Genomic DNA, 22,965 nt, shown 5'->3' with positions numbered 1-22,965 from the left:
GAATGAGAGAGATTGTTTTCGACACTGAAACCACCGGACTCGACCCCAAAACAGGGGACAGACTCGTGGAAATCGGCTGTGTGGAAATGGTCAACCGGGTGCAGACCGGCGTCACATTTCACCAGTATTTCAACCCTCAGCGTGATATGCCCGCCGAGGCGGAACGGGTCCACGGCCTGTCCGAAGCCTTCCTGGCCGACAAGCCGTTGTTCAAGGATGAGGCGCAGGCTTTCCTCGACTTTATCGGCGACTCGCCGATGGTCGCGCATAACGCCGGATTCGACTTCGGATTCATCAACAATGAGCTGACGATGGTGGGCCTGCCCATCGTCGAGGCTGACCGTATGGTCGATACGGTGCGCATCGCGCGCTCCAAGCATCCGGGCGCGAAAAATTCGCTCGATGCGCTCTGCACGCGTTACGGCATCGATCGCAGCCACCGCACCAAGCACGGCGCTCTGCTGGACGCCGAACTGCTGGCGCAGGTCTATGTCGAGCTGCTGGGCGGCCGCCAGATCGGTCTGGAACTTGCCGCCGAGCAGGGACTTGTTGAATCCACCGTGGTCGAAACCACTGTGATCACGCGGGAAAGGGCTGCACGCCCCGCCCGCCCCCACCACGCCAGCGAAGCGGAATTGGCCGCTCACGCAAAGTTTTTGGAGTCGATCAAAACACCTCTTTGGCTTTCCGATTAAGAACGCATTCCCAACAACAGAACAGGAGTCAGGACCATGGACATTCGCGTTTCCGGCCATCAGATGGAAACCGGCGAAGCGCTGCGGGTCCACGTCGAGGACCGGCTGAACACCATCACGGACAAGCACTTCAACAAGGCGCTGTCTTCCGTGGTGACCTTCGGCAAGGCGCCCGGCGGTTCGTTCCGATGCGATATCGTGACTCATGTGCGCCAGGGACTGATCTTGAAAGGCGCCGGCATCGCCCATGATGCGCATCAGAGCCTGGATGCGGCCGCCATCAAGATCGAGACTCAGCTGCGCCGCTACAAGAAGCGCCTGAACGATCGCCACGAGCAGTCCACGCACGCCGTGCAGACTCAGGAAGCGGCCTACACCATCTTCGAGGAACCGGTTCACGAAGAGGGTGAGGAAGCCGTTGCCGAGGCTCCTCTGGTCATCGCCGAGCTGCGTGTGGACGTGCCCGAAGCGACCGTTTCCGATGCGGTGATGATGCTGGATCTGCGCAACACCAATGCCTTGCTGTTCAAAAATGCTGGCACCGGTAAGCATAATATGGTCTATCGACGGGGTGATGGCTCGATCGGCTGGGTCGAACCGTCGTAACAGACGAAACGCGTCGCTGCCCCGTCGGCTGCGGCGGGGATAGTGGCCCTTCACGGAAGGACGCGCGTCTGGTTGTGGCGGCTAACCAGCTTCGACCTGATGCGCGATCTTCCGTGTTTTACGCGGGATAGCATGCATGCCAAACGCCTTTGCGTGTTCCAGCGAAACAAGCTATCGCCCCGCCCGACCCGACCAATCGGCGACGGGCATGATAAGGCAAGTTGAAGATTGGCGATGACAGCGCTGTTCACGCTCATGCCGGAGGCGGTCGGCACCATTGCGGCTGACAGCAAATCCGCCATCATCGAGCATCTCTCCGGGCGTTTCGCCAGCGTTTACGCGCTGGACGAGGCCGAAGTTCGCGACCGCATCGAGGAACGCGAAAAGCTGGGCAGCACCGGCTTTGGCCGCGGCGTGGCCATTCCCCATGCGCGCATGCCCGATCTGGTGCGCCCCGTGGCGGTGGTGCTGCGGCTGGAATCGCCGGTGGCCTTCGAATCCGCTGACGATATGCCGGTGGACATCGTGTTCGGCCTGCTTTCGCCTGAACAGGCGGGGGCGGTGCATCTCCATGCACTGGCCGCGATCAGCCGCATGATGCGCGACGACAAGATGCATGCCGCCCTGAATGATGCCCCCAGCGATGAGGCGCTCTATGCCCTCCTCGCCAACGTCCTCGACCGCGACGCGGCGTAAGATGAGCGTTGAGGATAAGGACGTGGACTCGGGGGCTGCGCTGCATTGGCGCGCGCTGGAGGGGCTTTACGCCTCGGCGCCGATCAACCAGCTGTTTTCATCGCGGCTTGAGGTGATCGGGGAAGGCCATGCGCGCATCCTCTTCGACATCGATCCCACCGTCTTTCACGCGGGCGGCGCGGCGCATGGCACGATCTATTTCAAGATGCTCGACGATGCGGCCTTTTACGCCGCCAACACGCTGGTCACTGACCGCTTCCTGCTGACCACCTCCTTCAACCTGCTGTTTTCGCGCCCTGTGCGCGGCGGCCGGGTGACGGCGGAGGGGCGCTGGGTCAGCGGTCGCCGCCGCGTGCTGGTGGCCGAGGCACGGCTGATCGACGAGGAAGGCGAGGAGGTCGGGCGCGGCACCGGCACCTTTATGCGCTCACATATGGCGCTCTCCTCACTGCCCGGTTACGGCGGATGAGCGAGACCCCTCGCCTGCCCGCCGCTGTGGAAGTTTCGGCGCTGGTCAGGCAGGTGAATACGCAGGGCGGTTTTGCCACCGTCATTGCCAAGGGCGAGGCCGATGCCGGCACGATTCTCCTGCTGCTCTGCGAGAACGGTCAGGACCAGCGCGTCTATGAACGCATGCCCATGGCCGATGGCTCACGCGGCTGGCATTGCGCAAAGCGCCTTGATTCCGAGGACCCGCAATCCTTCCATGACTGGCTGGAACGCCGCCGCCAGCAGGACCGTGATCTGTGGATAGTTGAACTGGACATCCCGGCGGCGGAACGATTCATCGGATTGTCCGTTTAGGCGCGATTGACTCCAAACGCCCTGTCCTGCACCGCGCGACGTCCATAACGCGCAGGCGGCCAAGTTGACCGGGGGGTTGGCAGGCTGGCACGCAGACGGGGGGCTGCCGGCAGGATCGCTGGTGGATGGGGATGGCTTTTCGGGGCTTTTCTATCTGCGCGTGCTGCGTCTGGAAAGTTCACCGCACTAGAAATTGCTTTCGATGCGTCAGCTGTTCAACCGTGCCAAGAGCCTGTCGCTGGCAGCGACTGTTCTGATGCTCACCGCCATCGGTTCTGGCGTCTCTGCTCAGCAGAACGAACCGACCCTGCAGACTGTGCCTGTTCCTGCCGCTTCCGGCATCGCGAACGCCGCTGCCACCCAGCCTTCCCTCGACCTCGAACCGGCTCCCGCCGTGAGTGCCGCGACGCTGACTCAGCTTGTCGCCCGCCAGCCGCAGGGCGAAGAGGTCTCCTCCGAAATCAACTGCCTGGCAGGCGCCGTCTATTTCGAAGCGCGCAATGAAACGCTTGATGGCCAGCTGGCTGTTGCCCGCGTGGTCGTCGCCCGTTCGCGCTCGGGCCGTTTCCCGGACAGCTATTGCGGTGTGGTCTACCAGCCCTCGCAATTCTCCTTCATTCATGGCGGCACGATGCCGGTGATCAACCACACCTCCGCTGGTTGGCATCGCGCGCTGGCCATTGCCGAAATCGCTCACGACGGCAGCTGGCAGAGCCCCGTTGAAGGGGCGATGTTCTTCCATTCCGCGCGCATCTCGCCCCGCTGGCACCGTCAGCGCGTGGCCCGGATCGACAATCACGTTTTCTATCGATGAGATAGATCCTTTCTGCGCCAGCCAGGGCCCTCTGTTCCACGTGGAACAGGGGGCCTTGTTGTTTGTGGCCCGAGGGTTAGACCGGTGATCTGATCCTCACACGGAGCGCTTCTATGACCACCACGCCTTTCCGCCCGGTTCTTTACCTGAAGGACCGCTGCCCCTGGTGCCTGAAGCTGCGGCTGTTCCTGCTTGAGGCGGGGCTGATCGGTGGTTTCGAGTTGCGGGTCTTCGTCCCCGGCGATGATCTGGAGGCCGCGATGCGCGCTGAGTTGGAGCCGCATGTCGAGAAGGTCACCTTCCCCATCGCCCAGATTGCTCCCGGACAATATCTGCCGGATTCCGGAGCGATCATCGATCATTATGCAGCGGAGGCCAGCGTGGACGTGGCCAGCCTGCCGACGCTGGATCAATATGTGCGTGGGCCGTTGGCGACCATGGCGGCGCTCAGGAAGGAAATCGCGGAGTTGAAGGGGAAAGGGTAACAGCAGGGGGCGTTACGCCCCCTGCACCCCCGTTACGTCTCCCGACGAAAGGGAGGTGTGTAGGCATCGTGGTGCGTGAACTTTCCACCTAGGCAGCAAAAGCGCCGCAGGCAGATCATTCATTTTATGCCTGCGGCGCAGCGACGTTGCTCTATCGCCGAATTCGAAGCGCCACGCAGACAGTCATGGGAGCGCGAGGGGGTAACCCCCTTGCATCTGCTTCCCTTCTTACGTCCTCAACTCAATCCAGATTGGCGCATGATCGCTGGCCTTTTCCCGCCCGCGATGATCCTTGTCCACCCCGCAAGCCACCAGCCGGTCTGCCGCCTCGGGTGAGAGCAAAGCATGGTCGATGCGGAAGCCGTGATCGCGCTGCCATGCCCCGGCCTGATAGTCCCAATAGGTCCAGACGCCGCCATCGGGGTTGTGCGTGGCGATGGCGTCCGTCCACCCATCGTTGAGCAGGCGCAGATAGGCGTCGCGTGATTCCGGCTGCATCAGCGCGTCATCGGCCATGGCCTTGGGGGACCAGATGTCGCGATCGGTGGGGATGACGTTGAAGTCGCCGGTGACCACGACAGGGATTTCCAGTGCGCGCAGCTCAGCCATACGGTTGCGCAGGCGCTCCATCCAGCGCAGCTTGTAGTCGAACTTCGGGCCGGGCTGCGGGTTGCCGTTGGGCAGGTAGATGCCGGCGATGCGAACGCCGAACACATCGGCCTCGATGTAGCGCGAGTGCTCGTCCTCGGGCTCTCCGGCCAGACCGCGCTGGACCTCGACGGGCTTTTCGCCGTCGGCCAGAATCGCCACGCCGTTGAAGCCCTTCTGGCCGTGCCAGATGGCGTGATAGCCGATCTTCTCGAACTCATCGGCCGGGAAGCCCTCGTCCTGAGTCTTGATCTCCTGCAGGCAGGCGACCGAGGGGCGCGTCTCTTCCAGCCACTCCAGCAGGCGCGGCAGGCGGGCCTTGATGCCGTTGATGTTGAAGCTGGCGATTTTCATGGGGAGAGGTTCCTAAGGAAGAGAATAAGCAGGGGGCCATCGCCCCTTGCACCCCCGTTACGTCTCCCGACGAGAGGGCGCGCAGTTGCGCAGCCTTATGCCAACCTCTCTACCGCCGGAGGCTATAAATGAAAGCCGCTTGCGGCATGGCGCAACGATGAGATGGCACGCCACGTAGACATGCATGGGAGCGCGAGGGGGTAACCCCCTCGCATTGTCCTTTTCTTTCGACCAAAATCGCATTCCCCCCCGCCCCCAACAGGTCTAAACCCGAACCCATGACCCAGACCATCATCGCCCCCTTCCCCGCCCAGCGCCCCCGCCGCAGCCGCTCCACCCCCTGGAGCCGCGCGATGCATCGCGAGACCATCCTCACCCCCGCCAATCTGATCTGGCCGCTGTTCGTGGCCGATGGCAAAGGCGTGGAAGATCCGGTCGCCGCCCTGCCCGGCGTCTCGCGCTGGAGCGTCGACCTGATGGTGGAGCGCGCGAAGGAGGCCGTCAGCCTTGGCATCCCCTGCCTCGCCCTGTTCCCCTACACGCAGAAGGAGCGCCGCACCGAGGACGGCAAGGAAGCGCTCAACCCGGACAATCTGATGTGCCGCGCCATCCGCGCCATCAAGGATGCTTGCGGTGACGATATCGGCATTCTCACCGATGTGGCGCTCGATCCCTACACCTCGCACGGTCAGGACGGGCTGATCGACGACACGGGCTATGTGCTGAACGATGCCACGGTGGAAACGCTGGTGGGCCAGAGCCTGAATCAGGCCAACGCCGGTGCCGACATCATCGCCCCCAGCGATATGATGGATGGCCGCATCGCCGCCATTCGCGCCGCTCTGGAGGGTGCCAACCACCAGAACGTGCAGATCATGTCCTATGCCGCGAAGTATGCCAGCGCCTTCTATGGCCCGTTCCGCGATGCGGTGGGCTCGCGCGGGCTGCTGAAGGGCGACAAGAAGACCTATCAGATGGACCCCGGCAACAGCGACGAAGCCCTGCGTGAAGTCGCCATCGATCTGGCCGAGGGCGCCGACAGCGTGATGGTCAAGCCCGGCCTGCCCTATCTGGACATCGCCCGCCGCGTGAAGGACGAATTCGGCGTGCCCGTCTTCGCTTATCAGGTCAGCGGCGAATACGCGATGATCGAGCATGCCGTGGCGGCGGGCGCCGCCGACCGCGATACGATGGTGCTGGAAACGCTGCTGGCCTTCCGCCGCGCGGGCTGCTCGGGCGTGCTGACGTATCATGCCGCCCATGCCGCGCGCCTGCTGAATGGCTGATTTCCGCCTTGAGACCGAGCGGCTGATCCTGCGCAGCTGGCAGGATTCGGACCGAGAGCCCTTCTGGGCCATGGCGCAGGACGAGGAGGTCATGCGCTATCTGGTCGCGCTGGACCGCGCCGGGGCCGATGCGGCCTTTGCGCGCGGTCAGGCGATGGATGCCGAGCACGGCCACACCTTCTGGGCGCTGGAGCGGCGTTCGGATGGTGCTTTCCTCGGCATGTGCGGCATGGCCCCGCCTCGCCCGCCGCTGGTGGAGTATGAGGTGGGCTGGCGCCTGGTGCGCCACGCCTGGGGTCAGGGCTATGCGCAGGAGGCCGCACGCGCCACGCTGGACTGGGCATGGGCCAATCGCCCGATGCAGACCATCGTGGCGATCACCGTCCCCGACAATCGCGCCAGCTGGACCCTGATGGAGCGCCTCGGCATGGTTCGCGCCGCAGATGAGGATTTCGAGCACCCCGCCCTGCCCGAAGGCGATCCTTTGCGCCTGCACCGGCTTTACCGTATCCACAGGCCATGACCCCCTCCCCCTTTGAGACTCGCCCTGACATCACCATCGCCCCCTTCAAGGGCATCTGGCCGAGCATCCATGACAGCGCCTTTATCGCCCCCGGCTGCCGGATCATCGGTGATGTCGAGATCGGCCCTGACGCTTCCATATGGTACAATTGCGTCATCCGCGCCGATGTGAATCACATCCGCATTGGCGCGCGCAGCAACATCCAGGACGGCACGGTGATCCACTGCGATTCCCCCAAGCCCAACCGCCCCGAAGGCTTTCCCACGCTGATCGGTGAGGATGTGCTGGTCGGCCACATGGCCATGATCCACGGCTGCGTGCTGGAGGATCGCGCCTTCGTCGGCATGGGGGCCATGGTGATGGACGCCGCGCGCGTCTCCAGCGACGCCATGCTGGCCGCAGGAGCCCTCCTGAGCCCCGGCAAGGTGATCCCGCCCCGTGAGCTATGGGTGGGCCGCCCTGCCGCTTTCAGCCGCGCTCTGAACGACCAGCAGCTGGCCGGCATGCAGGCTGGCGTGGCGCATTATGTGGACAATGCCCGCCTGCACCGCGAGGCGCTGGAGGGCTGATGGCCCGCCCCAAGGCCGATTTGCCCTCCCCTGACGCGATCCGGGATTTGCTGGATGAGGAAGGCCGTCTGGCGCTGCGTGTGACGCCCGGCGCCCGTTCGGAAGGGCTGGAACTGGCCGAGGGGCGGTTGCTGGCCAAGGTCCGCGCCAAGCCGGAGGATGGCAAGGCGAACGCTGCCGTGATCGATCTGGTGGCGAAGGGCTTGGGTGTGGCGCCGTCTCGGCTGGTTTTGCTGCGGGGGGCGACTTCAAGGGACAAGGTGTTGGGATTGGAAGGGTAAAAAGGAAATGCGAGGGGGTTACCCCCTCGCGCTCCCGGAACGTCTTCCGACGGAGCGGCAGTGGCTCCCGATCCGAGTGCCCAGTCTCTCCACCGGCGCAAGGCAAGGCGCCGCAGGCAATCCGATCATGGATGATGGGCCATGCTGGCGATTCATGCCTGCGGCGCGGCAAACTGAGCGCCAAGCCGAACCCGAAGCACCACGCAGACATTCATGGGAGCGCGAGGGTGTAACACCCTCGCATCCTCTCTTCCCTTCTGAATCAAAAAAGGGCGCCACCCTCACGAGTGGCGCCCCTTCTTGCGCGGTCCAGCGCTTACTCCTTGCCGTCGGCCTTGCTGGGGGCCTCGGGCGCGTTCTTCTGCCCACGGGTCTTCTTGTTGACCACCTTGGGCGCGGCGGGCGTCAGCTGGAAGTTGAGGGCGGGCTTGCCGTCCTCATCATCCTTGATGGTGACGTTCACCTCGCCGCCATGGGCCAGCTTGCCGAACAGCAGTTCTTCCGCCAGCGGCTGCTTGACCTTGTCCTGAATGAGGCGAGCCATAGGCCGCGCGCCATAGAGCTTGTCATAGCCGCGCTCACCCAGCCAGGCGCGCGCATCGGCGTCGAACTGGATGTGGACGTTCTGGTCGGCCAGTTGCAGTTCCAGCTGCAGGATGAACTTGTCCACCACCATGCTGACCACCGAGGTGGGCAGGTAGGCGAAGGGCACGATGGCATCCAGACGGTTGCGGAATTCCGGCGTGAACAGGTTCTTGACCGCTTCCTCGCCGGCGTCCGCCTTGGAGATGTCGCCAAAGCCGATGCCGTTGCGCGCCATGTCGCTGGCACCCGCATTGGTGGTCATGATCAGAACCACATTGCGGAAATCCACCGTCTTGCCGTGGTGATCGGTCAGGCGGCCATTGTCCATCACCTGCAGCAGGATGTTGAACAGATCGGGGTGGGCCTTCTCGATTTCATCCAGCAGCAGCACGCAATGGGGCTGCTGATCGATGGCATCGGTGAGCAGACCGCCCTGATCGAAGCCGACATAGCCCGGAGGGGCACCGATCAGGCGCGAGACCGAGTGGCGCTCCATATATTCCGACATGTCGAAACGCTGGAGCGGGATACCCATGATCTCGGCCAGACGGCGCGCGACTTCGGTTTTACCCACACCGGTCGGGCCCGAGAACAGGAACGAACCGATCGGCTTGTCCGGATCGCGCAGACCGGCACGCGACAGCTTCATCGCGCGGGACAGCACCTCGATGGCCTTGTCCTGCCCGAAGACCACGCGCTTGAGGTCACGTTCCAGATGCTCCAGCACCTTCTTGTCGTCGCTGGAGACACTCTTGGGCGGGATGCGCGCCATGGTGGCGATCACCTGTTCGATCTCGCGACCGGTGATCGTCTTCTTGCGCTTGGACGGGGCCACCAGCATCTGCATCGCGCCCACCTCGTCGATCACGTCGATCGCCTTGTCGGGCAGCTTGCGGTCGTTGATGTAGCGCGCGGAAAGCTCCACCGCCGTCTTGATCGCCTCAGCGGTGTATTTCACCTTGTGGTGATCCTCGAAGGCGGTGCGCAGGCCCTTGAGGATCTTGATCGTGTCCTCGATGCTGGGCTCGTTCACGTCGATCTTCTGGAACCGGCGCAGCAGGGCGCGGTCCTTCTCGAAGTGATTGCGGAACTCCTTGTAGGTGGTCGAGCCGATGCAGCGGATCGTGCCGCCCGACAGCGCGGGCTTCAGCAGATTCGAGGCATCCATCGCGCCGCCGCTGGTGGCACCGGCACCGATCACCGTGTGGATTTCATCGATGAACAGCACGGCATGCGGCATCTTCTCCAGCTCGGAGACGACCTGCTTCAACCGTTCCTCGAAATCGCCGCGATAGCGGGTGCCCGCCAGCAGCGAACCCATGTCGAGCGAATAGATCACCGCATTGGCCAGCACCTCGGGCACGTCGCCCTCGACGATCTTGCGCGCCAGACCCTCGGCGATGGCGGTCTTGCCCACGCCCGGATCGCCCACATAAAGCGGGTTGTTCTTGGACCGGCGGCACAGGATCTGGATGGTGCGGTCCACCTCGGGCCCGCGCCCGATCAGCGGGTCGACCTTGCCGCCCAGCGCCTTCTCATTGAGGTTCACCGTGAACTGGTCGAGCGCCGAATCCTTCTTGTTGGCCGACGCGCTCTTGGTCTCGGGCTTGTCCTCATGGGGCGTTTCTTCGGTGCCCTTGGGGTGCTTGTCCTCGATGCGCTTGCCGCCCTTGCCGATGCCGTGGCTGATGAAGCTGACGGCATCCAGGCGGCTCATATCCTGCTGCTGCAGGAAATAGACGGCATAGGAATCCCGCTCGGAGAACAGGGCCACCAGCACATTGGCGCCGGTGACGGTGTCTTTTCCGCTGGATTGCACATGCAGGATGGCACGCTGGATCACGCGCTGGAAACCGGCGGTTGGGGCAGGCTCTGCCTTATCCTTGGTTTTCAGGCTCTGATATTCCTGATCCAGATATTGCTTCACCGCCTCGGACAGTTCGCCAAGGTCAACCCCGCAGGCGTTCATCACCTGAGCCGCATCCACGTCATCGATCAGCGCGAGCAGCAGATGCTCAAGCGTTGCATATTCGTGGCTGCGCTCGGACGCATGCGCCAGCGCGGCGTGAAGGGTTTTTTCGAGGCTTTGGGCGAAACTGGGCATCTTGGCACTTTCGCTAGGGACTGACGTGTCCGTGAATCGGCGCCGTGTGGACGGGCGCCTGATGAACATGAAGAGCGGGGCTTGAGGAACGAAACGCCCGGAAGGGGCGAGCGGTCCATGCGGTTTTGGCGTCCGCATGGGGTCTGGTGTGGGGGCCGATCATGGAGTCGGCTCCATCAACAATCTCTATATGGGGCACCCCCGCCCAATTACGAGGGGGGGCTCCTTCGCTTGCGCCGGAGCGCGGGATGATGGCGCCCGCCTTCATGCGCGCGGCCTGAACAGGGCATCGGCGGCCAGCCTGTGGGCGCTGGCCCGCGCGGCATGGGCCTTGACGCGTTCAATCTCGATTTCAAGCAGACGGATACGGGCGCTCAACTCATCCTGCGAATAGCTCTCTAGGCTTTCGCTGGCGAGCGCTTGGGCGGCGTCCTTGCTGACGCCACCGGACGGAACGGGGCGGTCATCGTCTTCCATTGGAAACGCATCCTTGACGTCGCGGCGCTTGCTGTCAACCGCTTGCGCGTTTACGGCAGACAAGTGCGACTTTACCGAGCTGTGCGGGGTAGCGATGGCGGACATAGTCCCTGAATTCATGACAGTTGTTGGCTTCGAACACCCCGGCGGGCCGGAGGTGCTGCACCCCGGCCAGGCCCCCGTGCCGCATCCCGGCGTGGGACAGGTTCTGATCCGCGTGGCCTATGCCGGGGTGAATCGCCCCGATGTGATACAGCGGCAGGGCAATTATCCCCCGCCGCCGGGCGCTTCGCCGATTCCCGGGCTGGAAATTTCGGGCAAGGTCGTCGCGCTGGGCAAGGGCGCGGATGAGATCTGGCTGGGCCAGCAGGTCTGCGCGCTGGTGACGGGCGGCGGCTATGCCGAATATTGCGTGGCCGATTCCGCACTGTGCCTGCCGGTGCCCGCCAGCCTGCCGCTCGATCAGGCGGCGGCGCTGCCTGAAACGCTCTTCACCGTCTGGCACAATGTGTTCGAGCGCGGCTGGGCGCGTGAGGGCGAGACGATCCTGATTCACGGCGGCACCAGCGGCATCGGCACCACGGCGATCCAGCTGTGCAAGGCCTTCGACATGACGGTGATCGTCACCTGCGGCGGCCCTGAGAAATGCGCCCGCGCGCTGGAGATCGGCGCTGACCATGCCATCAACTACCGCGATCAGGATTTCGTGGAAGAGGTGAAGCGAATCACCGGCGGCAAGGGCGTGCAACTGGTGCTGGATATGGTGGCGGGCGATTATGTGGCCCGGAACATCAAATGCCTGGCCGATGATGGCCGCCATATCACCATCGCCGTGCAGGGCGGTGCCAAGGCCGAAGTGCCGATGTGGCTGGTGATGACCAAGCGCCTGACTCTGACCGGATCGACGATGCGCGCCCGCGATGTCGCCTTCAAGGCGCTGGTGGCCGAGGATATCCTGCGCATCGTCTGGCCGCTGATCGAGCGCGGTGACTGCCGCCCGATCATGGATCAGACCTTTGCGCTGGCCGCTGCTGCTGCCGCTCATGCGCGGATGGAGGCGGGCGATCACATCGGCAAGATCGTGCTGGAGGTGGCCCCGTGACCTACATTCTTCACGAGGACCCTTTCAGCGGCAATTGCTACAAGATCCGCCTGACCGCCGCGCTGGTCGGTGTGGAGCTGGAGCGCCGCTTTTACGACATCACCAGGGGCGAAACCCGCACGCCTGAATTCCTCGCCACGGTCAACGCCAATGGCCGCATCCCGGTGTTGCAGATGGGCGATAAGTTCCTGCCCGAAAGCGGCGCTGCCTGCTGGTATCTCGCCCATGGCTCGGCGCTGATCCCGACGGATCGCTTTGCGCAGGCCGATATGCTGCGCTGGATGTTCTTCGAGCAGTACAACCATGAGCCCAATGTCGCGACATTGCGCTTCTGGCTCGGCAAGCTGGGTGAGGAGAATCTCTCCGACCAGCAGCGCGCCCAGCTTTCCGCCAAGCGCAGTGCTGGCGAAGCGGCCCTGCGCCTGATGGATGAGCATCTCGCTACCCATGACTGGTTCGTGGGCAATGGCATCACGCTGGCCGATATCGCCCTCTACGCCTACACCCATGTCTGCGAGCCGGGCGGCTTCCAGCTTGCCGACTATCCCCATATCCAGCGCTGGATCGCCCGCGTCGCCGCCGTGCCGGGCTATGTGCCAATGGACTGAATCGTTGCGCCTGCAACAGACTCTGCTTGCCGGGCGCGGTGATTTCGGATAGGCAACGCGGTTGAAGGGCCGCTCCGGTAAGGGGCGGCCTTGCTGTTTCTGTAGGGCCTGTCTCACCAGATTTCGCCCCAACGCGCCGGAGAAGATCCCGTGACCCAGCCCACCCCGCTGATGCCGCATGCAACGGCCTCGTGGCTCGTCGACAACACCGCGCTCACCTTTGAGCAGATCTCGGATTTCTGCGGGCTGCACATCCTCGAAGTGCAGGCCATGGCCGATGACCTGACCAGCGCCAAATACACCGGTCGCGATCCGCTCCGCTCGGGCGAACTGACCACCGCCGAGATCGAGAAGGGTCAGAACGACCCCAACTATCGCCTCAAGATGTTCAAGGCGCCCGTCACGGTGAACCGCACCAAGGGCCCGCGCTACACGCCGGTGTCCAAGCGTCAGGACAAGCCCGATGGCATCGCCTGGATTCTGCGCAACCACCCCGAAGTGTCGGACGCGCAGATCAGCAAGCTGATCGGCACCACCCGTCACACCATCGCCGCGATCCGCGACCGCAGCCACTGGAACATCGCCAACATCACGGCGAAGGACCCCGTCACGCTGGGCCTCAGCTCGCAGCGCGAGCTCGACGCGATGATCGCCAAGGCCGCCAAGGGCAAGCCCGACGACGAGGAAACCGCACAGCGTCTGGGCAGCGACCGCGAGGCGCTGATCGAGGAACTGCGCGCCGCCCGTCAGGCGCAGGCCCGCATCGCCTCGGAAGCCGCTCAGGAAGCCGAAGCCGCCGCATGGCTGGCCGCCAAGCGCGCCTCGGAAAACGAAGAGCAGCAGACCCCGCCTCCGGGCTGGGGCGAGTAAGCTTTGCTTTTGCGATGAACATGACCCCCGCAGGTTTCTGTGGGGGTTTTGTTTTGGGGTTTAAGGGATTTAGAAAAAGCAGATGCGAGGGGGTTACCCCCTCGCGCTCCCATAACGTCTCCCGACGCATGGGCGGTGGCGCCGAAATGGCGCGCCCCACCTCTCCACCTGCGTGACGTAAAGCGCCGCAGGCAGTGACTCTTTTAAGGCCTGCGGCGCGGCAATCTGGGCGCAAGGCCGAACCCGTGGCGCCACGTAGACATTAAAGGGAGCGCGAGGGTTATGACCCTCGCATTTCCTCCTTCCTGTCTTGAAACAGTCAAAAAAGACTCAACCCCTGACATATCCCCACAATCCTGCTACGGGCAGCACCATGACCGACACGCAAACCGCCCAGATCGAACCCGTGGCCCCCGCAGCAGACCATGCTGCGGAGAGCCCGGAGGCGCTCATCGCCCGTCTGGCGAAAGCGGGTCGCGCGGCACAGGCGCAGCTGGCGCGGATGACCACGGCGCAAAAGGGCGCTGCTCTGATCGCCGCTGCAGAGGCGCTGCGCGCTGCCGAAACAGACATCCTCGCCGCCAATGACAAGGATATGGCGGCAGGCGCCGAGCGTGGCCTGTCCGGCGCGCTGCTGGACCGCCTGAAGCTCGATTCCAGGCGCCTTGCGGGCATCGCCGATGCCGTGGCGCAGGTTGCCGCCCTGCCCGATCCCGTCGGTCAGGTGATCGATTCCTCCAGTCGCCCCAATGGGCTGGCGCTCAGCCGCGTGCGTGTGCCCATCGGCCTGATCGGCATCATTTACGAGAGCCGCCCCAACGTCACCGCCGATGCCGCTGCGCTGTGCCTGGCCTCGGGCAATGCCGCGCTGCTGCGTGGCGGCACGGAGGCGGTGCATTCCAACCGTGCGATCATGGCCGCCTTCCAGCAGGGTCTGGCCAAGGCGGGCGTGCCGGCTGAAGCCGTTCAGCTCATCCCCACGCAGGACCGCGCGGCGGTGGGCGCCATGCTGACGGCGCAGGGCCTGATCGACATGATCGTGCCCCGCGGCGGCAAGAGCCTTGTGGAGCGCGTGCAGAACGATGCGCGCGTGCCGGTGCTCGCCCATCTGGATGGCATCTGCCACACCTATCTGCACGCCAGCGCCGATGTCGCCATGGCGCGCTCGATTGTGCTGAACGCCAAGCTGCGCCGCACCGGCATCTGCGGCTCGATGGAGACGCTGCTGATCGATGCGGCTTTCCCGGCGGCTCAGGCGGTGGTGGCTGATCTGCTTGATGCGGGCTGCGAGATTCGCGGTGATGCGCGCGCCCGCGCGCTCGATCCGCGCATCCTGCCCGCCAGCGATGCCGATTGGGACACCGAATATCTCGACGCCATTCTCTCGGTGGCAATTGTCGATGGCCTCGATCAGGCGCTGGCGCATATCGATGCCCATTCCAGCCGCCACACCGATGCCATCGTCACCGGCGAGGACGCCGTGGCGGAAGAATTCCTCACCCGCGTCGACAGCGCCATCGTCATGGTCAACGCCTCCAGCCAGTTCGCCGATGGTGGCGAGTTCGGTCTGGGCGCGGAGATCGGCATCGCCACCGGGCGCCTGCATGCACGCGGCCCTGTCGCGCTGGAGGGGCTCACCACCTACAAGTGGCTGGTGCGCGGAACCGGGCAGACGCGCCCGTAACATCCTGACCTCATGAGACGCATCGGCATATTGGGCGGGTCGTTCAACCCGGCCCATGGCGGTCATCGCCGCATCAGCCTTGGCGCGATCCGCGCGCTGGGGCTGGATGAGGTGTGGTGGCTGGTCTCCCCGGGCAATCCGCTCAAGCCGGTGGAGGGCATGGCCCCCCTGCCCAAGCGCTTTGCCTCTGCCGTCAAACAGGCCCGGCTTGCACGAATCCGCGTCACCGCCATCGAGCGGGAGTTCGGCACGCGCTATACCGCCGATACGCTGAAAGCCCTGCGTCGGCGCTATCCGCATGACCAGTTTGTCTGGATCATGGGGGCCGACAATCTGGCGCAATTCCACAAATGGCACCGCTGGCGCGATATGGCGCGGGCGATGCCGATTGCGGTTGTCGCCCGTCCGGGTTATGATGGCGCTGCCCTGGCCGCCCCGGCCATGGCCTGGCTGGGCCGTTTCCGGCGGCCTGTGGCCAGTGTGGTCAACCGGATTGACTGGAGCGCGCCGGCCCTGGTGCTTCTGGCCTTCGATCCCGATCCACGTTCGGCCAGCGCCATCCGGCAGGCCGATCCGCTCTGGGCTCAAACGCCCGGAAACGGGCCTTTGGCTCTGCGTGACGGGTTGACCCACCATCTGATTTCTTCCGCACCTTCTTCATCCATCGGCCGCATGGCGGCCCTTTCAACGCGCCCTTAAGGAGTGCTTATCCTCTCAATGAACGAGCCTGTCCCCCAATCCCCGACCGCCTCTACAGGCGCCCCTGCCCCGCTTCCGGCCTCTGAGCCGGGTTCGCTTCACGAGCTGGTTCTGAACTCGCTCGATGACGATCAGGCGCAGGAAATCGTCTCCATCCCGCTCGAAGGCAAGACCACGATCGCCGACCATATGGTGATCGCCTCGGGCCGCTCGACCCGTCAGGTTGCCGCCATGGCGCAGAAACTGGCCGAGCGCGTGAAGCATGGCGGTTTCGGCCATGTCCGCATCGAGGGTCTGCCCGCTGCCGACTGGGTGCTGATCGACTGTGGCGATGTGGTGGTTCACCTGTTCCGCCCCGAAGTGCGCAGCTTCTACAATCTGGAGCGTATGTGGGCCTTTGGCGGCGCTTCGGCTGCTGCCTGACCCATTGGCGTCCCTGACCGGATCGATGCGCAAAGGATAGGGGGCGCATGCTGCTGCATATCATCGCGCGGGGGCGGATTGGCCGCTCCAGCGAGGGGGAGATGGTCGAGCGCTACCTCAAGCGCATCGCCTGGCCGGTGAAGCACACCGAGCTGCCCGATCGCGGCGGCGCGATCCCCGCGCATCAGACCCCGGTGCGCAATGTGCTGCTCGACGAGCGCGGCAAGCAGATCTCTTCGGAGGATTTCGCCGCGCTGCTGGGCCGCTGGCGTGACGATGGTGTGCGTGAATGCCGCTTCCTGATCGGCGCGGCGGATGGGCACGGCGATGCGGCGCGCGCCCATGCCGACCTGCTGCTGGGCTTTGGCGCCATGACCTGGCCGCATATGATGGCCCGCGCCATGCTGGCCGAGCAATTGTGGCGCGCGACCAGCATTCTGGCCGGCCATCCCTACCATCGGGCGGGGTGATGCGCAGAGCTGCGTGGATCGCGACGGTGAGTGTGGCGGTGATGGCCGGTGTCGCTGGCGTTGCCATGGGGCAGGGCGCGATCCCCGGCCTGACGGCGGGTGACGATCCCAACCAGGCCCGCCGCCAGCTGCTCGACGCCAAAGCCGCCGCGCAGGCCGCCGGCGTCCGTGCCGAAAAGCTGGAAGCCGATGCGCGTAATGCCAACGCCGCCGCCGACCATACCGCGCGCGAAGCCGCCGCCGTCGCCGCACGTATCCAGCAGGCGGAAGCCGAGATCGCCGCCGATGAAGCCAGCATCCGCCTGATCGAGCAGCAACGCGCGGCGCTGTCCGCCACGCTGGCCCGCCGTCAGCAGCCTCTGCTGCGGCTGACGGGGGCTTTGCAGCATCTCTCGCGTCGTCCGCTGATCGTGTCCTTGCTGCGCCCGGGATCGGTGCAGGATGCGGCGCATCTGCGCGCCTTGCTCGCCACGATGATGCCCGAGGTGCGCCAGCGCACCGCAGCGCTGCGTCAGGAGATCGACAAGGCGCGCGCCCTCGCCGCGCAGCAGCGCAAGGCGCAGGCCACGCTGATTGCCGGGCGGCAGGATCTGAACAACCGCAAGCAGTCGCTCTCCGCGCTGGAAACGCGCCAGCGTCTGGCCGCGCGCGATGTTTCGGGCAGCGCGGATCGAGAAGCCGAACATGCTCTGGCGCTTTCCGAACAGGCGCGCGATCTGGGTGGCCTGCTCGATACTCTGGACAAGGCCGCGGGCCTGCGTGAGAAGCTGGCCCACCTGCCCGGCCCGATCATCCGCCCAGACCGCCCCGAAACCACGCAGGCCAGCGAGGAGGAGGACCACACCCCTCCCCCCGCCCATCTGGCCGATTACATTCTGCCGGTCGCCGGGCGGCTGGTGACCGGTTTCGGCGCCAGCAACAATGGCGGCGTGTCACGCGGGATTGCGCTGGCCGTGCCTGCGGGCGCGCAACTGGTGACGCCCGCGCCGGGGCGTGTCGCTTTCGCCGGGCCCTATCCCGGCTATGGCCAGATCACCATCATCGAGCATGACGGCGGCTGGACCAGCCTCGTGACGGGCCTTGGCCGCGTCGATGTGCGCGTGGGGGACCGTCTGGTGGCGGGCGCGCCGCTGGGACTCGCCGGGCCGGGCCGCCCGGTGGTGGGGCTGGAACTGCGCAAGGATGGCCAGCCAGCCAATCCGCTTGACCAGATTGTGCGGCGCTGATGGCCTTTTGGGCAAGGCGAAAACCAATTCAGGAACATCACGGGGGTTAACACCTTGATCCATCTGGCGCTGGCGCTTGCGAGCCGCTAGACTCGATCCTTAAAGCAGTTGAAAGGCCCCGAAATGCGTTTGAACGGGATGCGCTCCAGTCTTGCCACTACCTTTCGTGCCGCCCTGTTGCTGGGCACGGTGGCGCTGGTGCCGGCCACCACGGCGGCCTTGTCGGCAGTGGATGGGCGCGTGGCGCCGCAATTCGGGCGGCTGTTCGACGTCTATCGGCTGGTGAAGGCCAATTACGTCGATCAGACCGATGACGACAAGCTGGTGAAGGGCGCCATCGACGGCATGCTGGCCAGCCTCGATCCGCATTCGGCCTATCTGGAAGGCTCCAGCCTCGACCGGCTGCGCACCATGATCGACGGGAATTATCAGGGCCTTGGCCTTTCCGTGGTGATGGATGAGGGCACGGTGAAGGTGGTTTCGCCCATGAAGGGCAGCCCCGCCGAAAAGGCCGGGATCAAGCCGGGCGATTACATCACGCATCTCGATGGCAAGCTGATCTATGGCGGCGATCTGGATGATGCGGTCAACAAGATGCGTGGCCCTCCGGGCACCAGCATCCGCCTGACCATCTATCGCCCGGGCCGCGACGGCACCTTCGATGTGAATGTGACGCGCGCGACCATCGATCTGAAACCCGTCACCTCGCAGCTGGACGGCACCGTCGGCGTGATTTCGGTGAACGAGTTCTCCACCAATGTGGGGCGCGATGTCTATCAGGCGATCCAGACGCTGCGTGCGCAATCGGGCAACAAGCTGACCGGCTATATCCTCGATCTGCGCGGCAATCCGGGCGGTGAGCTGGACGAGGCCGTGGCGCTGTCCGATCTGTTCCTGACGAAGGGCGATATCGTCTCGCAGCGGGGCCGTGTGGCCTCTGAAAACGCCGTCTGGCATGCCGAGACCGTCTTCCCCGGCGATGCCGTGAAGGGCATGCCGATCATCGTGCTGATCGATGCGGGCACGGCTTCGGCCTCCGAGATCGTGGCGGGCGCGCTGCAGGACCAGCATCGCGCGCTGATCATGGGTGAGCGCAGCTTCGGCAAGGGCAGCGTGCAGACGATGATCCCGCTCGACAAGGATCATGCTGTCAAGCTGACAACCGCGCGCTACTACACGCCCAGCGGCCATTCGGTGCAGGAGGGCGGCATCCATCCCGACATCCGCGTGCCTCAGCTGACCGATCCCGATGCCCGCCGCCGCAACGAACTGGCCGAGCGCGAGAGCGATCTGGCCCGCCACCTCGTCAACGAGGCCGGCATCGACGACAAGAAGCTGGAAAACGACCTGAAGGACGATCCGCGCTTCAAGATGACCGCCGATGAACTGAAGGCCAAGGGCATCAAGGACTTCCAGCTGTGGTATGCGGAGGAAACCCTGAAGCACACCGGCGGCCTGCCGTCTCAGCCCAAGGCCGCGAAATAGGATCACCGTCGATGGCAAATGTGACTCAGGCCCGCGCACTGGCGCTGGTGGTGCCGGTGGCTCTGGTGGGCGGCGCCTATGCCTTCCAGTACTGGGGCGGGCTGTTCCCCTGCGAGATGTGCTGGTGGCAGCGCTATGCGCATTTCGCGGCAATTGCCTTTGCTGTGGCGGCCTTTGTGCTGCCCGCAAAGAAGCTGTTTGTGGCGCTGGCCGGGCTGGCGATTGCGGTTTCGGCGCTGATCGGCGGTTACCACGCGGGTGTCGAATATGGCTGGTTCAAGGGGCTGACCGAATGCACCACGCTGGTGAACTTCGGCGCTGGCGGCGATCCTCTGGCCGCGATCATGAACGCGCCGATCATCCGCTGCGATGTGGTGCAGTGGAAGATTTTCGGCATTTCGCTGGCGGGCTTCAACTTTATCCTGTCGGCTCTGGGCGCGGTGGGCGTGTTCGCGCTGCTGCTGCGCGGCAAGAAGGCGTGAACCATGTCTGATCCGGTCAAAAAGCCCCTCTCCAAAGCCGTCGAGCGGATGATCCGCGTCGATCAGGCGGGCGAATATGGCGCGGTGCGCATCTATGCGGGCCAGATGGCGGTGATGGGAGACCGTGGCCCTCACGGTGGCCGCATCGCCCATATGATGGAGCAGGAAGTCGTCCACCGCCAATGGTTCGATGAGTTTCTGGTTAAGCGCGGCGCGCGGCCGACGCTGTTGCAGCCCTTCTGGCATGTGGCAGGCTTTGCTCTGGGCGCGGCGACGGCGTTGATCGGCCCTGAAGCTGCCATGGCCTGCACCGCTGCCGTCGAGACCGAGATCGATCTCCATTACACCAAGCAGCTGGAAGAGCTGGGCCAGGACGAACCCGAGATCGCCGAAAAGATCGCCAAGGCCCGCGATGAAGAGCGTGAGCACCGCGATATCGCCTTCGAGCAGGGGGCGGAGAAGGCTCCGGCCTATCCGCTGCTGTCGGGCGCGATCCGGTTGGGGTGCAAGGTGGCGATTGCTCTGTCCGAGCGGATTTAAGGTTTAAAGGTAAGATGCGAGGGGGTTACCCCCTCGCGCTCCCATTCCGTCTTCCGACGATAGGGCGGTGGCGCCGAAATGTTGCGCCCGGGCTCTCCACCTGCGCGATCTAGGGCGCCGCAGGCTTTAAACCTTGCCTGCGGCGCGGCAAGCTGAGCGTAAGGCTGAACCCGTGGCGCAACGCAGACAGTAAAGGGAGCGCGAGGGTTATGACCCTCGCATCTTACTTTTCCTTCTGCAAAATCAACGTCAAAACCCCCTGCCCCATCGCATCCCAACGATAGGCCTTCCCGGCATAGGCGGCCATTGCAGCGCGATCCTTGGGGGAAATGGCAAGGCCATCCACCGCCTCGGCACATCGCGCAGCAGACCCGTCCACGTTCCCGAGATCGACCGCCACGCCATGCAGCCACCGTGAGGCATCCGGATCAGCGAGATGCGTGGGCGCGCCGCAGATGACAGGCAGGCCACAGGCCATGGCTTCCTGAATCACCAGCGGATAGCCCTCGCCCACGGAAGGAAGCAGCAGCAGGTCGGCGCCGCGATACAGGGCGGCAAGCTGTCCGGCATTTTGAGGGCCCAGAACATGGACGTTGGGCAGGTTCCAGCTTTCCGGACGGATGGGGCCGTCTCCGGCCATCAGCAGGGTGAGGTCCGGGCGCTGGCGAGCCAGAGCGCGCAGGATGGAAAGCCCCTTCTTCTCCACAAAGCGACCCACGAAGAGGCAGCAGCGCGATGCATCGGGCATGGGGCGCGTAGAAGGGCCATCGGGGCGGAAGATTGAATCGTCGACGCCGTTGAACAGCAAATGGGCTGTGCGGCGCGGCGGGTTGCCCAGCAGGTCCTTGCGCACGGTGGCGCTGATGAACACCACCTCATCGGCGGCGGAGAGCATCGGTTGGGTCACCAGCGCATTGGCGAGGCGCATCAGGGCGCGCATGGCGGCGCTGGCGAAGGGGATGGCGGCGATATGCTGGACCAGCACCACGCGGCGGCGGCGCAGCTTGGCCATCACCATGGCGGCGATGCTGGTGACATAGAGCGCGTCGTGGACCACCAGAGCCTCGGCTTGCCCCACGGCGCGCCACAGGGCGGCAAGGGCGCGTGGGCCGGGTAGAGGCATGGGCAGGCCGCTCAGCGCCTCTGTGGGGTTGGCGCAGGGCAGCGGGAGGGTGGAGATATCTGAGGGGGCAGCGTCTTGCGTGCTGGCCGCCCATGTGACCTGTGCGCCTTGCCGTTCCAGCGCTCTGGCGAGGTGGCCGGCGACGCGTTCCAGCCCGCCAAGGTGGCTTTCGTAGAAGTGGCTGACGGTCAGGATGCGGGTCATGGCGCGCCCGGTTTTGTATCTTGTCCCGGATGGCGGATCGCCCAGCGGCTCATCAGGAAGTTGACCAGAATCATCCCGCCCGAGGCAATCGGCGCGGCCAGTGCCATCGGCAGATGCAGGGGAGTTTTCAGCACCCATGTCACGGCGAAGGCGATGGGGGTGTTCGCGCTCATGGCCAGCGTATAGCGCAGGTAGCGGCCAAGGCTGGTGGGTTCGCGGAAGGTGAAGCGGCTGTGCAGCAGATAGCCCGCGATGGAGACCACAAGCAGCGAGATCAAAAAGCCCGTCACCAGCACGGTCAAATCGGATACATGCTTGCGCAGCGCCCAATCGGTGGCGATCATGATGCCATTGTGCAGGCCAAGGCAGGTGGCGGCCACCAGACCATAGGCAATGCCGGTGCGAGCAATTGACATTTACGCGGCGACCCGCGCCCGCACCAGATAGATGCAGGCATTGTCGTCACCCATCTCGGCGGGCGTGGCGGCATCCTCCACCAGCCCGCGCAGATTCATCACGATGGAGAGCAGCCCGGCGATGGGCTTGCCCACCAGCGGGATGCGCTTGATAACGAAGGCAAAGGCCGTCAGCCGGATCATGGTGGTGGTGGCCAGAGGGCCGCAGATGGAGTGCATCTCCTCCACCATGATGCCGCGCGCTTCCAGATCGAGCTTGAGGCCCGTGCGCGTCCAGCGACGGTGATCCTCTGGATGGGGGTGGTAGAACCAGCTGCCATGGGTGGAGAGCAGCACCAGCCCTCCGGGCGCCAGCAGGCGGCGGATTTCGGCGCAATAGCTGTCGAGGTCGGCGATATGCTCCAGCACCTGCACCGAGATCACGGCATCGGCGCCATGGTCCGGGAAGGGCACGCGGCCATCGGCGCCGATGGGCAGCTTGCCCTTGGCCACCGCATCGGCGTCGATGTCCGCGCCCTGATAGTGCCAGCCCAGATCGCGCATCATCCCGGCATAGGGCATGGTGCCGCAGCCAAGGTCGATCATCACGCCGTCGGGGCGCAGATGGGCCTGCGCCTTCTCGCGCAGCAGGCGGGCGAGCGGGCGCAGTTGCAGCCAGTCGGTATCCCAGAGGCGCGGGGCGACGCGGCGGGCGTTTTCCTGCATG

28 protein-coding genes are annotated in these 22,965 nt (G+C 64.8%); 22 read left to right on the top strand and 6 right to left on the bottom strand.

Features of this window, described 5'->3' with window-relative positions; genetic code table 11:
* The first annotated feature begins 2 nt into the window (after positions 1 to 2).
* From dnaQ to HGK27_RS18030, 7 genes are all read left to right on the top strand, one after another.
* Positions 3 to 695, top strand: coding sequence for a DNA polymerase III subunit epsilon (dnaQ, locus tag HGK27_RS18060; protein WP_206242394.1), 693 nt, complete (start codon positions 3 to 5; stop codon positions 693 to 695).
* Between the two features lie 36 nt (positions 696 to 731).
* A complete protein-coding gene (gene hpf, locus HGK27_RS18055) occupies positions 732 to 1,301 on the top strand; it encodes a ribosome hibernation-promoting factor, HPF/YfiA family (RefSeq protein ID WP_206242392.1) in 570 nt (189 codons plus the stop codon).
* A 234-nt stretch (positions 1,302 to 1,535) separates the two neighbouring features.
* Entirely contained in the window at positions 1,536 to 1,997 is a 462-nt protein-coding gene (locus tag HGK27_RS18050; protein ID WP_206242390.1) for a PTS sugar transporter subunit IIA, read from the top strand.
* 1 nt (position 1,998) lies between these two features.
* Positions 1,999 to 2,466 (top strand): PaaI family thioesterase, encoded by a 468-nt coding sequence (locus HGK27_RS18045; protein ID WP_206242388.1) that lies wholly within the window; start codon positions 1,999 to 2,001, stop codon positions 2,464 to 2,466.
* Entirely contained in the window at positions 2,463 to 2,801 is a 339-nt protein-coding gene (locus HGK27_RS18040; protein WP_206242387.1) for a DUF1491 family protein, read from the top strand. The genes HGK27_RS18045 and HGK27_RS18040 overlap by 4 nt, the downstream gene beginning before the upstream one ends.
* Before the next feature lie 202 nt (positions 2,802 to 3,003).
* Positions 3,004 to 3,615, top strand: a complete 612-nt coding sequence (locus HGK27_RS18035; RefSeq protein WP_206242385.1) for a cell wall hydrolase — start codon at positions 3,004 to 3,006, stop codon at positions 3,613 to 3,615.
* A 113-nt stretch (positions 3,616 to 3,728) separates the two neighbouring features.
* Entirely contained in the window at positions 3,729 to 4,100 is a 372-nt protein-coding gene (locus HGK27_RS18030; RefSeq protein WP_206242384.1) for a glutathione S-transferase N-terminal domain-containing protein, read from the top strand.
* Between the two features lie 228 nt (positions 4,101 to 4,328).
* On the opposite strand, the gene xth is transcribed toward HGK27_RS18030, so the two are convergent.
* Positions 4,329 to 5,102, bottom strand: coding sequence for an exodeoxyribonuclease III (gene xth, locus HGK27_RS18025; protein ID WP_206242382.1), 774 nt, complete (start codon positions 5,100 to 5,102; stop codon positions 4,329 to 4,331).
* 278 nt (positions 5,103 to 5,380) lie between these two features.
* Here xth and hemB point away from each other — a divergent pair, with 278 nt between their 5' ends.
* Genes hemB through HGK27_RS18005 form a run of 4 tightly spaced genes read left to right on the top strand, consistent with a single transcriptional unit; the run spans position 5,381 to position 7,761 of the window.
* Positions 5,381 to 6,388 carry a porphobilinogen synthase gene (hemB, locus tag HGK27_RS18020; RefSeq protein WP_206242380.1) on the top strand — a complete coding sequence of 336 codons (1,008 nt, stop codon included), beginning with the start codon at positions 5,381 to 5,383 and terminating at the stop codon, positions 6,386 to 6,388.
* Positions 6,381 to 6,911 carry a GNAT family N-acetyltransferase gene (locus HGK27_RS18015; protein WP_206242379.1) on the top strand — a complete coding sequence of 177 codons (531 nt, stop codon included), beginning with the start codon at positions 6,381 to 6,383 and terminating at the stop codon, positions 6,909 to 6,911. Before hemB ends, HGK27_RS18015 begins: the two co-directional genes overlap by 8 nt.
* Positions 6,908 to 7,480: a gamma carbonic anhydrase family protein gene (locus HGK27_RS18010; RefSeq protein WP_206242377.1), complete on the top strand. Its 573-nt coding sequence runs from the start codon at positions 6,908 to 6,910 to the stop codon at positions 7,478 to 7,480. Before HGK27_RS18015 ends, HGK27_RS18010 begins: the two co-directional genes overlap by 4 nt.
* On the top strand, positions 7,480 to 7,761 hold the full coding sequence (locus tag HGK27_RS18005; protein ID WP_206242376.1) for a DUF167 domain-containing protein: 282 nt from the start codon (positions 7,480 to 7,482) through the stop codon (positions 7,759 to 7,761). The genes HGK27_RS18010 and HGK27_RS18005 overlap by 1 nt, the downstream gene beginning before the upstream one ends.
* A 316-nt stretch (positions 7,762 to 8,077) precedes the next feature.
* Here HGK27_RS18005 and clpA read toward each other — a convergent pair whose 3' ends face one another.
* Both clpA and HGK27_RS17995 read right to left on the bottom strand, forming a co-directional pair.
* Positions 8,078 to 10,450, bottom strand: coding sequence for an ATP-dependent Clp protease ATP-binding subunit ClpA (gene clpA, locus HGK27_RS18000; RefSeq protein ID WP_206242375.1), 2,373 nt, complete (start codon positions 10,448 to 10,450; stop codon positions 8,078 to 8,080).
* Positions 10,451 to 10,714: 264 nt separating this feature from the next.
* Positions 10,715 to 11,032 carry a DUF1192 domain-containing protein gene (locus HGK27_RS17995; RefSeq protein WP_322099044.1) on the bottom strand — a complete coding sequence of 106 codons (318 nt, stop codon included), beginning with the start codon at positions 11,030 to 11,032 and terminating at the stop codon, positions 10,715 to 10,717.
* A gap of 13 nt (positions 11,033 to 11,045) precedes the next feature.
* On the opposite strand from HGK27_RS17995, the gene HGK27_RS17990 reads away from it, so the two are divergent.
* From HGK27_RS17990 to HGK27_RS17940, 11 genes are all read left to right on the top strand, one after another.
* On the top strand, positions 11,046 to 12,029 hold the full coding sequence (locus HGK27_RS17990; RefSeq protein WP_407674628.1) for an NAD(P)H-quinone oxidoreductase: 984 nt from the start codon (positions 11,046 to 11,048) through the stop codon (positions 12,027 to 12,029).
* The gene (locus HGK27_RS17985; protein ID WP_206242372.1) at positions 12,026 to 12,637 is read left to right on the top strand and encodes a glutathione S-transferase family protein; all 612 of its coding nucleotides are present in this window, start codon (positions 12,026 to 12,028) and stop codon (positions 12,635 to 12,637) included. The genes HGK27_RS17990 and HGK27_RS17985 overlap by 4 nt, the downstream gene beginning before the upstream one ends.
* Positions 12,638 to 12,787: 150 nt before the next feature.
* Positions 12,788 to 13,507 (top strand): DUF1013 domain-containing protein, encoded by a 720-nt coding sequence (locus tag HGK27_RS17980; protein ID WP_241127288.1) that lies wholly within the window; start codon positions 12,788 to 12,790, stop codon positions 13,505 to 13,507.
* Positions 13,508 to 13,880: 373 nt separating this feature from the next.
* A complete protein-coding gene (locus tag HGK27_RS17975) occupies positions 13,881 to 15,191 on the top strand; it encodes a glutamate-5-semialdehyde dehydrogenase (protein WP_206242370.1) in 1,311 nt (436 codons plus the stop codon).
* 12 nt (positions 15,192 to 15,203) lie between these two features.
* Complete coding sequence (locus HGK27_RS17970) at positions 15,204 to 15,890, top strand: nicotinate-nucleotide adenylyltransferase (protein ID WP_206242368.1); 687 nt, start codon at positions 15,204 to 15,206, stop codon at positions 15,888 to 15,890.
* An 18-nt stretch (positions 15,891 to 15,908) separates the two neighbouring features.
* A complete protein-coding gene (rsfS, locus tag HGK27_RS17965; RefSeq protein ID WP_206242367.1) occupies positions 15,909 to 16,313 on the top strand; it encodes a ribosome silencing factor in 405 nt (134 codons plus the stop codon).
* Positions 16,314 to 16,360: 47 nt separating this feature from the next.
* On the top strand, positions 16,361 to 16,783 hold the full coding sequence (locus HGK27_RS17960) for a 23S rRNA (pseudouridine(1915)-N(3))-methyltransferase RlmH (protein WP_068091992.1): 423 nt from the start codon (positions 16,361 to 16,363) through the stop codon (positions 16,781 to 16,783).
* Positions 16,783 to 18,009, top strand: a complete 1,227-nt coding sequence (locus HGK27_RS17955; protein WP_241127286.1) for a murein hydrolase activator EnvC family protein — start codon at positions 16,783 to 16,785, stop codon at positions 18,007 to 18,009. The genes HGK27_RS17960 and HGK27_RS17955 overlap by 1 nt, the downstream gene beginning before the upstream one ends.
* 123 nt (positions 18,010 to 18,132) lie before the next feature.
* The gene (locus tag HGK27_RS17950; RefSeq protein WP_241127284.1) at positions 18,133 to 19,494 is read left to right on the top strand and encodes a S41 family peptidase; all 1,362 of its coding nucleotides are present in this window, start codon (positions 18,133 to 18,135) and stop codon (positions 19,492 to 19,494) included.
* 11 nt (positions 19,495 to 19,505) lie between these two features.
* Complete coding sequence (locus HGK27_RS17945; RefSeq protein ID WP_206242365.1) at positions 19,506 to 19,976, top strand: disulfide bond formation protein B; 471 nt, start codon at positions 19,506 to 19,508, stop codon at positions 19,974 to 19,976.
* Between the two features lie 3 nt (positions 19,977 to 19,979).
* Positions 19,980 to 20,516, top strand: coding sequence for a demethoxyubiquinone hydroxylase family protein (locus tag HGK27_RS17940; protein WP_206242363.1), 537 nt, complete (start codon positions 19,980 to 19,982; stop codon positions 20,514 to 20,516).
* A gap of 223 nt (positions 20,517 to 20,739) precedes the next feature.
* Here HGK27_RS17940 and HGK27_RS17935 read toward each other — a convergent pair whose 3' ends face one another.
* From HGK27_RS17935 to HGK27_RS17925, 3 genes are read right to left on the bottom strand one after another with little or no spacing between them, the layout of a single operon-like run.
* The gene (locus tag HGK27_RS17935) at positions 20,740 to 21,843 is read right to left on the bottom strand and encodes a glycosyltransferase family 4 protein (protein WP_206242362.1); all 1,104 of its coding nucleotides are present in this window, start codon (positions 21,841 to 21,843) and stop codon (positions 20,740 to 20,742) included.
* Positions 21,840 to 22,259, bottom strand: coding sequence for a GtrA family protein (locus HGK27_RS17930; RefSeq protein WP_206242360.1), 420 nt, complete (start codon positions 22,257 to 22,259; stop codon positions 21,840 to 21,842). Before HGK27_RS17930 ends, HGK27_RS17935 begins: the two co-directional genes overlap by 4 nt.
* Positions 22,260 to 22,964, bottom strand: a complete 705-nt coding sequence (locus HGK27_RS17925) for a class I SAM-dependent methyltransferase (RefSeq protein ID WP_206242359.1) — start codon at positions 22,962 to 22,964, stop codon at positions 22,260 to 22,262.
* Position 22,965 lies beyond the last annotated feature (1 nt).

Origin of the sequence: Novosphingobium terrae (assembly GCF_017163935.1) — a bacterium.
GTDB lineage: Bacteria > Pseudomonadota > Alphaproteobacteria > Sphingomonadales > Sphingomonadaceae > Novosphingobium > Novosphingobium terrae.
Note: the sequence above shows the minus strand (reverse complement) of the source record. Positions and strands in the feature narration are given on the sequence as shown.

Excerpts from the sequence above, each read along its gene's own strand:
- dnaQ (WP_206242394.1), top strand. The coding sequence starts at position 3 with ATGAGAGAGATTGTTTTCGACACTGAAACCACCGGACTCGACCCCAAA.
- hpf (WP_206242392.1), top strand. The coding sequence starts at position 732 with ATGGACATTCGCGTTTCCGGCCATCAGATGGAAACCGGCGAAGCGCTG.
- HGK27_RS18050 (WP_206242390.1), top strand. The coding sequence starts at position 1,536 with ATGACAGCGCTGTTCACGCTCATGCCGGAGGCGGTCGGCACCATTGCG.
- HGK27_RS18045 (WP_206242388.1), top strand. The coding sequence starts at position 1,999 with ATGAGCGTTGAGGATAAGGACGTGGACTCGGGGGCTGCGCTGCATTGG.
- HGK27_RS18040 (WP_206242387.1), top strand. The coding sequence starts at position 2,463 with ATGAGCGAGACCCCTCGCCTGCCCGCCGCTGTGGAAGTTTCGGCGCTG.
- HGK27_RS18035 (WP_206242385.1), top strand. The coding sequence starts at position 3,004 with ATGCGTCAGCTGTTCAACCGTGCCAAGAGCCTGTCGCTGGCAGCGACT.
- HGK27_RS18030 (WP_206242384.1), top strand. The coding sequence starts at position 3,729 with ATGACCACCACGCCTTTCCGCCCGGTTCTTTACCTGAAGGACCGCTGC.
- xth (WP_206242382.1), bottom strand. The coding sequence starts at position 5,102 with ATGAAAATCGCCAGCTTCAACATCAACGGCATCAAGGCCCGCCTGCCG.
- hemB (WP_206242380.1), top strand. The coding sequence starts at position 5,381 with ATGACCCAGACCATCATCGCCCCCTTCCCCGCCCAGCGCCCCCGCCGC.
- HGK27_RS18015 (WP_206242379.1), top strand. The coding sequence starts at position 6,381 with ATGGCTGATTTCCGCCTTGAGACCGAGCGGCTGATCCTGCGCAGCTGG.
- HGK27_RS18010 (WP_206242377.1), top strand. The coding sequence starts at position 6,908 with ATGACCCCCTCCCCCTTTGAGACTCGCCCTGACATCACCATCGCCCCC.
- HGK27_RS18005 (WP_206242376.1), top strand. The coding sequence starts at position 7,480 with ATGGCCCGCCCCAAGGCCGATTTGCCCTCCCCTGACGCGATCCGGGAT.
- clpA (WP_206242375.1), bottom strand. The coding sequence starts at position 10,450 with ATGCCCAGTTTCGCCCAAAGCCTCGAAAAAACCCTTCACGCCGCGCTG.
- HGK27_RS17995 (WP_322099044.1), bottom strand. The coding sequence starts at position 11,032 with ATGTCCGCCATCGCTACCCCGCACAGCTCGGTAAAGTCGCACTTGTCT.
- HGK27_RS17990 (WP_407674628.1), top strand. The coding sequence starts at position 11,046 with ATGACAGTTGTTGGCTTCGAACACCCCGGCGGGCCGGAGGTGCTGCAC.
- HGK27_RS17975 (WP_206242370.1), top strand. The coding sequence starts at position 13,881 with ATGACCGACACGCAAACCGCCCAGATCGAACCCGTGGCCCCCGCAGCA.
- HGK27_RS17970 (WP_206242368.1), top strand. The coding sequence starts at position 15,204 with ATGAGACGCATCGGCATATTGGGCGGGTCGTTCAACCCGGCCCATGGC.
- rsfS (WP_206242367.1), top strand. The coding sequence starts at position 15,909 with ATGAACGAGCCTGTCCCCCAATCCCCGACCGCCTCTACAGGCGCCCCT.
- HGK27_RS17960 (WP_068091992.1), top strand. The coding sequence starts at position 16,361 with ATGCTGCTGCATATCATCGCGCGGGGGCGGATTGGCCGCTCCAGCGAG.
- HGK27_RS17955 (WP_241127286.1), top strand. The coding sequence starts at position 16,783 with ATGCGCAGAGCTGCGTGGATCGCGACGGTGAGTGTGGCGGTGATGGCC.
- HGK27_RS17950 (WP_241127284.1), top strand. The coding sequence starts at position 18,133 with ATGCGTTTGAACGGGATGCGCTCCAGTCTTGCCACTACCTTTCGTGCC.
- HGK27_RS17945 (WP_206242365.1), top strand. The coding sequence starts at position 19,506 with ATGGCAAATGTGACTCAGGCCCGCGCACTGGCGCTGGTGGTGCCGGTG.
- HGK27_RS17940 (WP_206242363.1), top strand. The coding sequence starts at position 19,980 with ATGTCTGATCCGGTCAAAAAGCCCCTCTCCAAAGCCGTCGAGCGGATG.
- HGK27_RS17935 (WP_206242362.1), bottom strand. The coding sequence starts at position 21,843 with ATGACCCGCATCCTGACCGTCAGCCACTTCTACGAAAGCCACCTTGGC.
- HGK27_RS17930 (WP_206242360.1), bottom strand. The coding sequence starts at position 22,259 with ATGTCAATTGCTCGCACCGGCATTGCCTATGGTCTGGTGGCCGCCACC.
- HGK27_RS17925 (WP_206242359.1), bottom strand. The coding sequence starts at position 22,964 with ATGCAGGAAAACGCCCGCCGCGTCGCCCCGCGCCTCTGGGATACCGAC.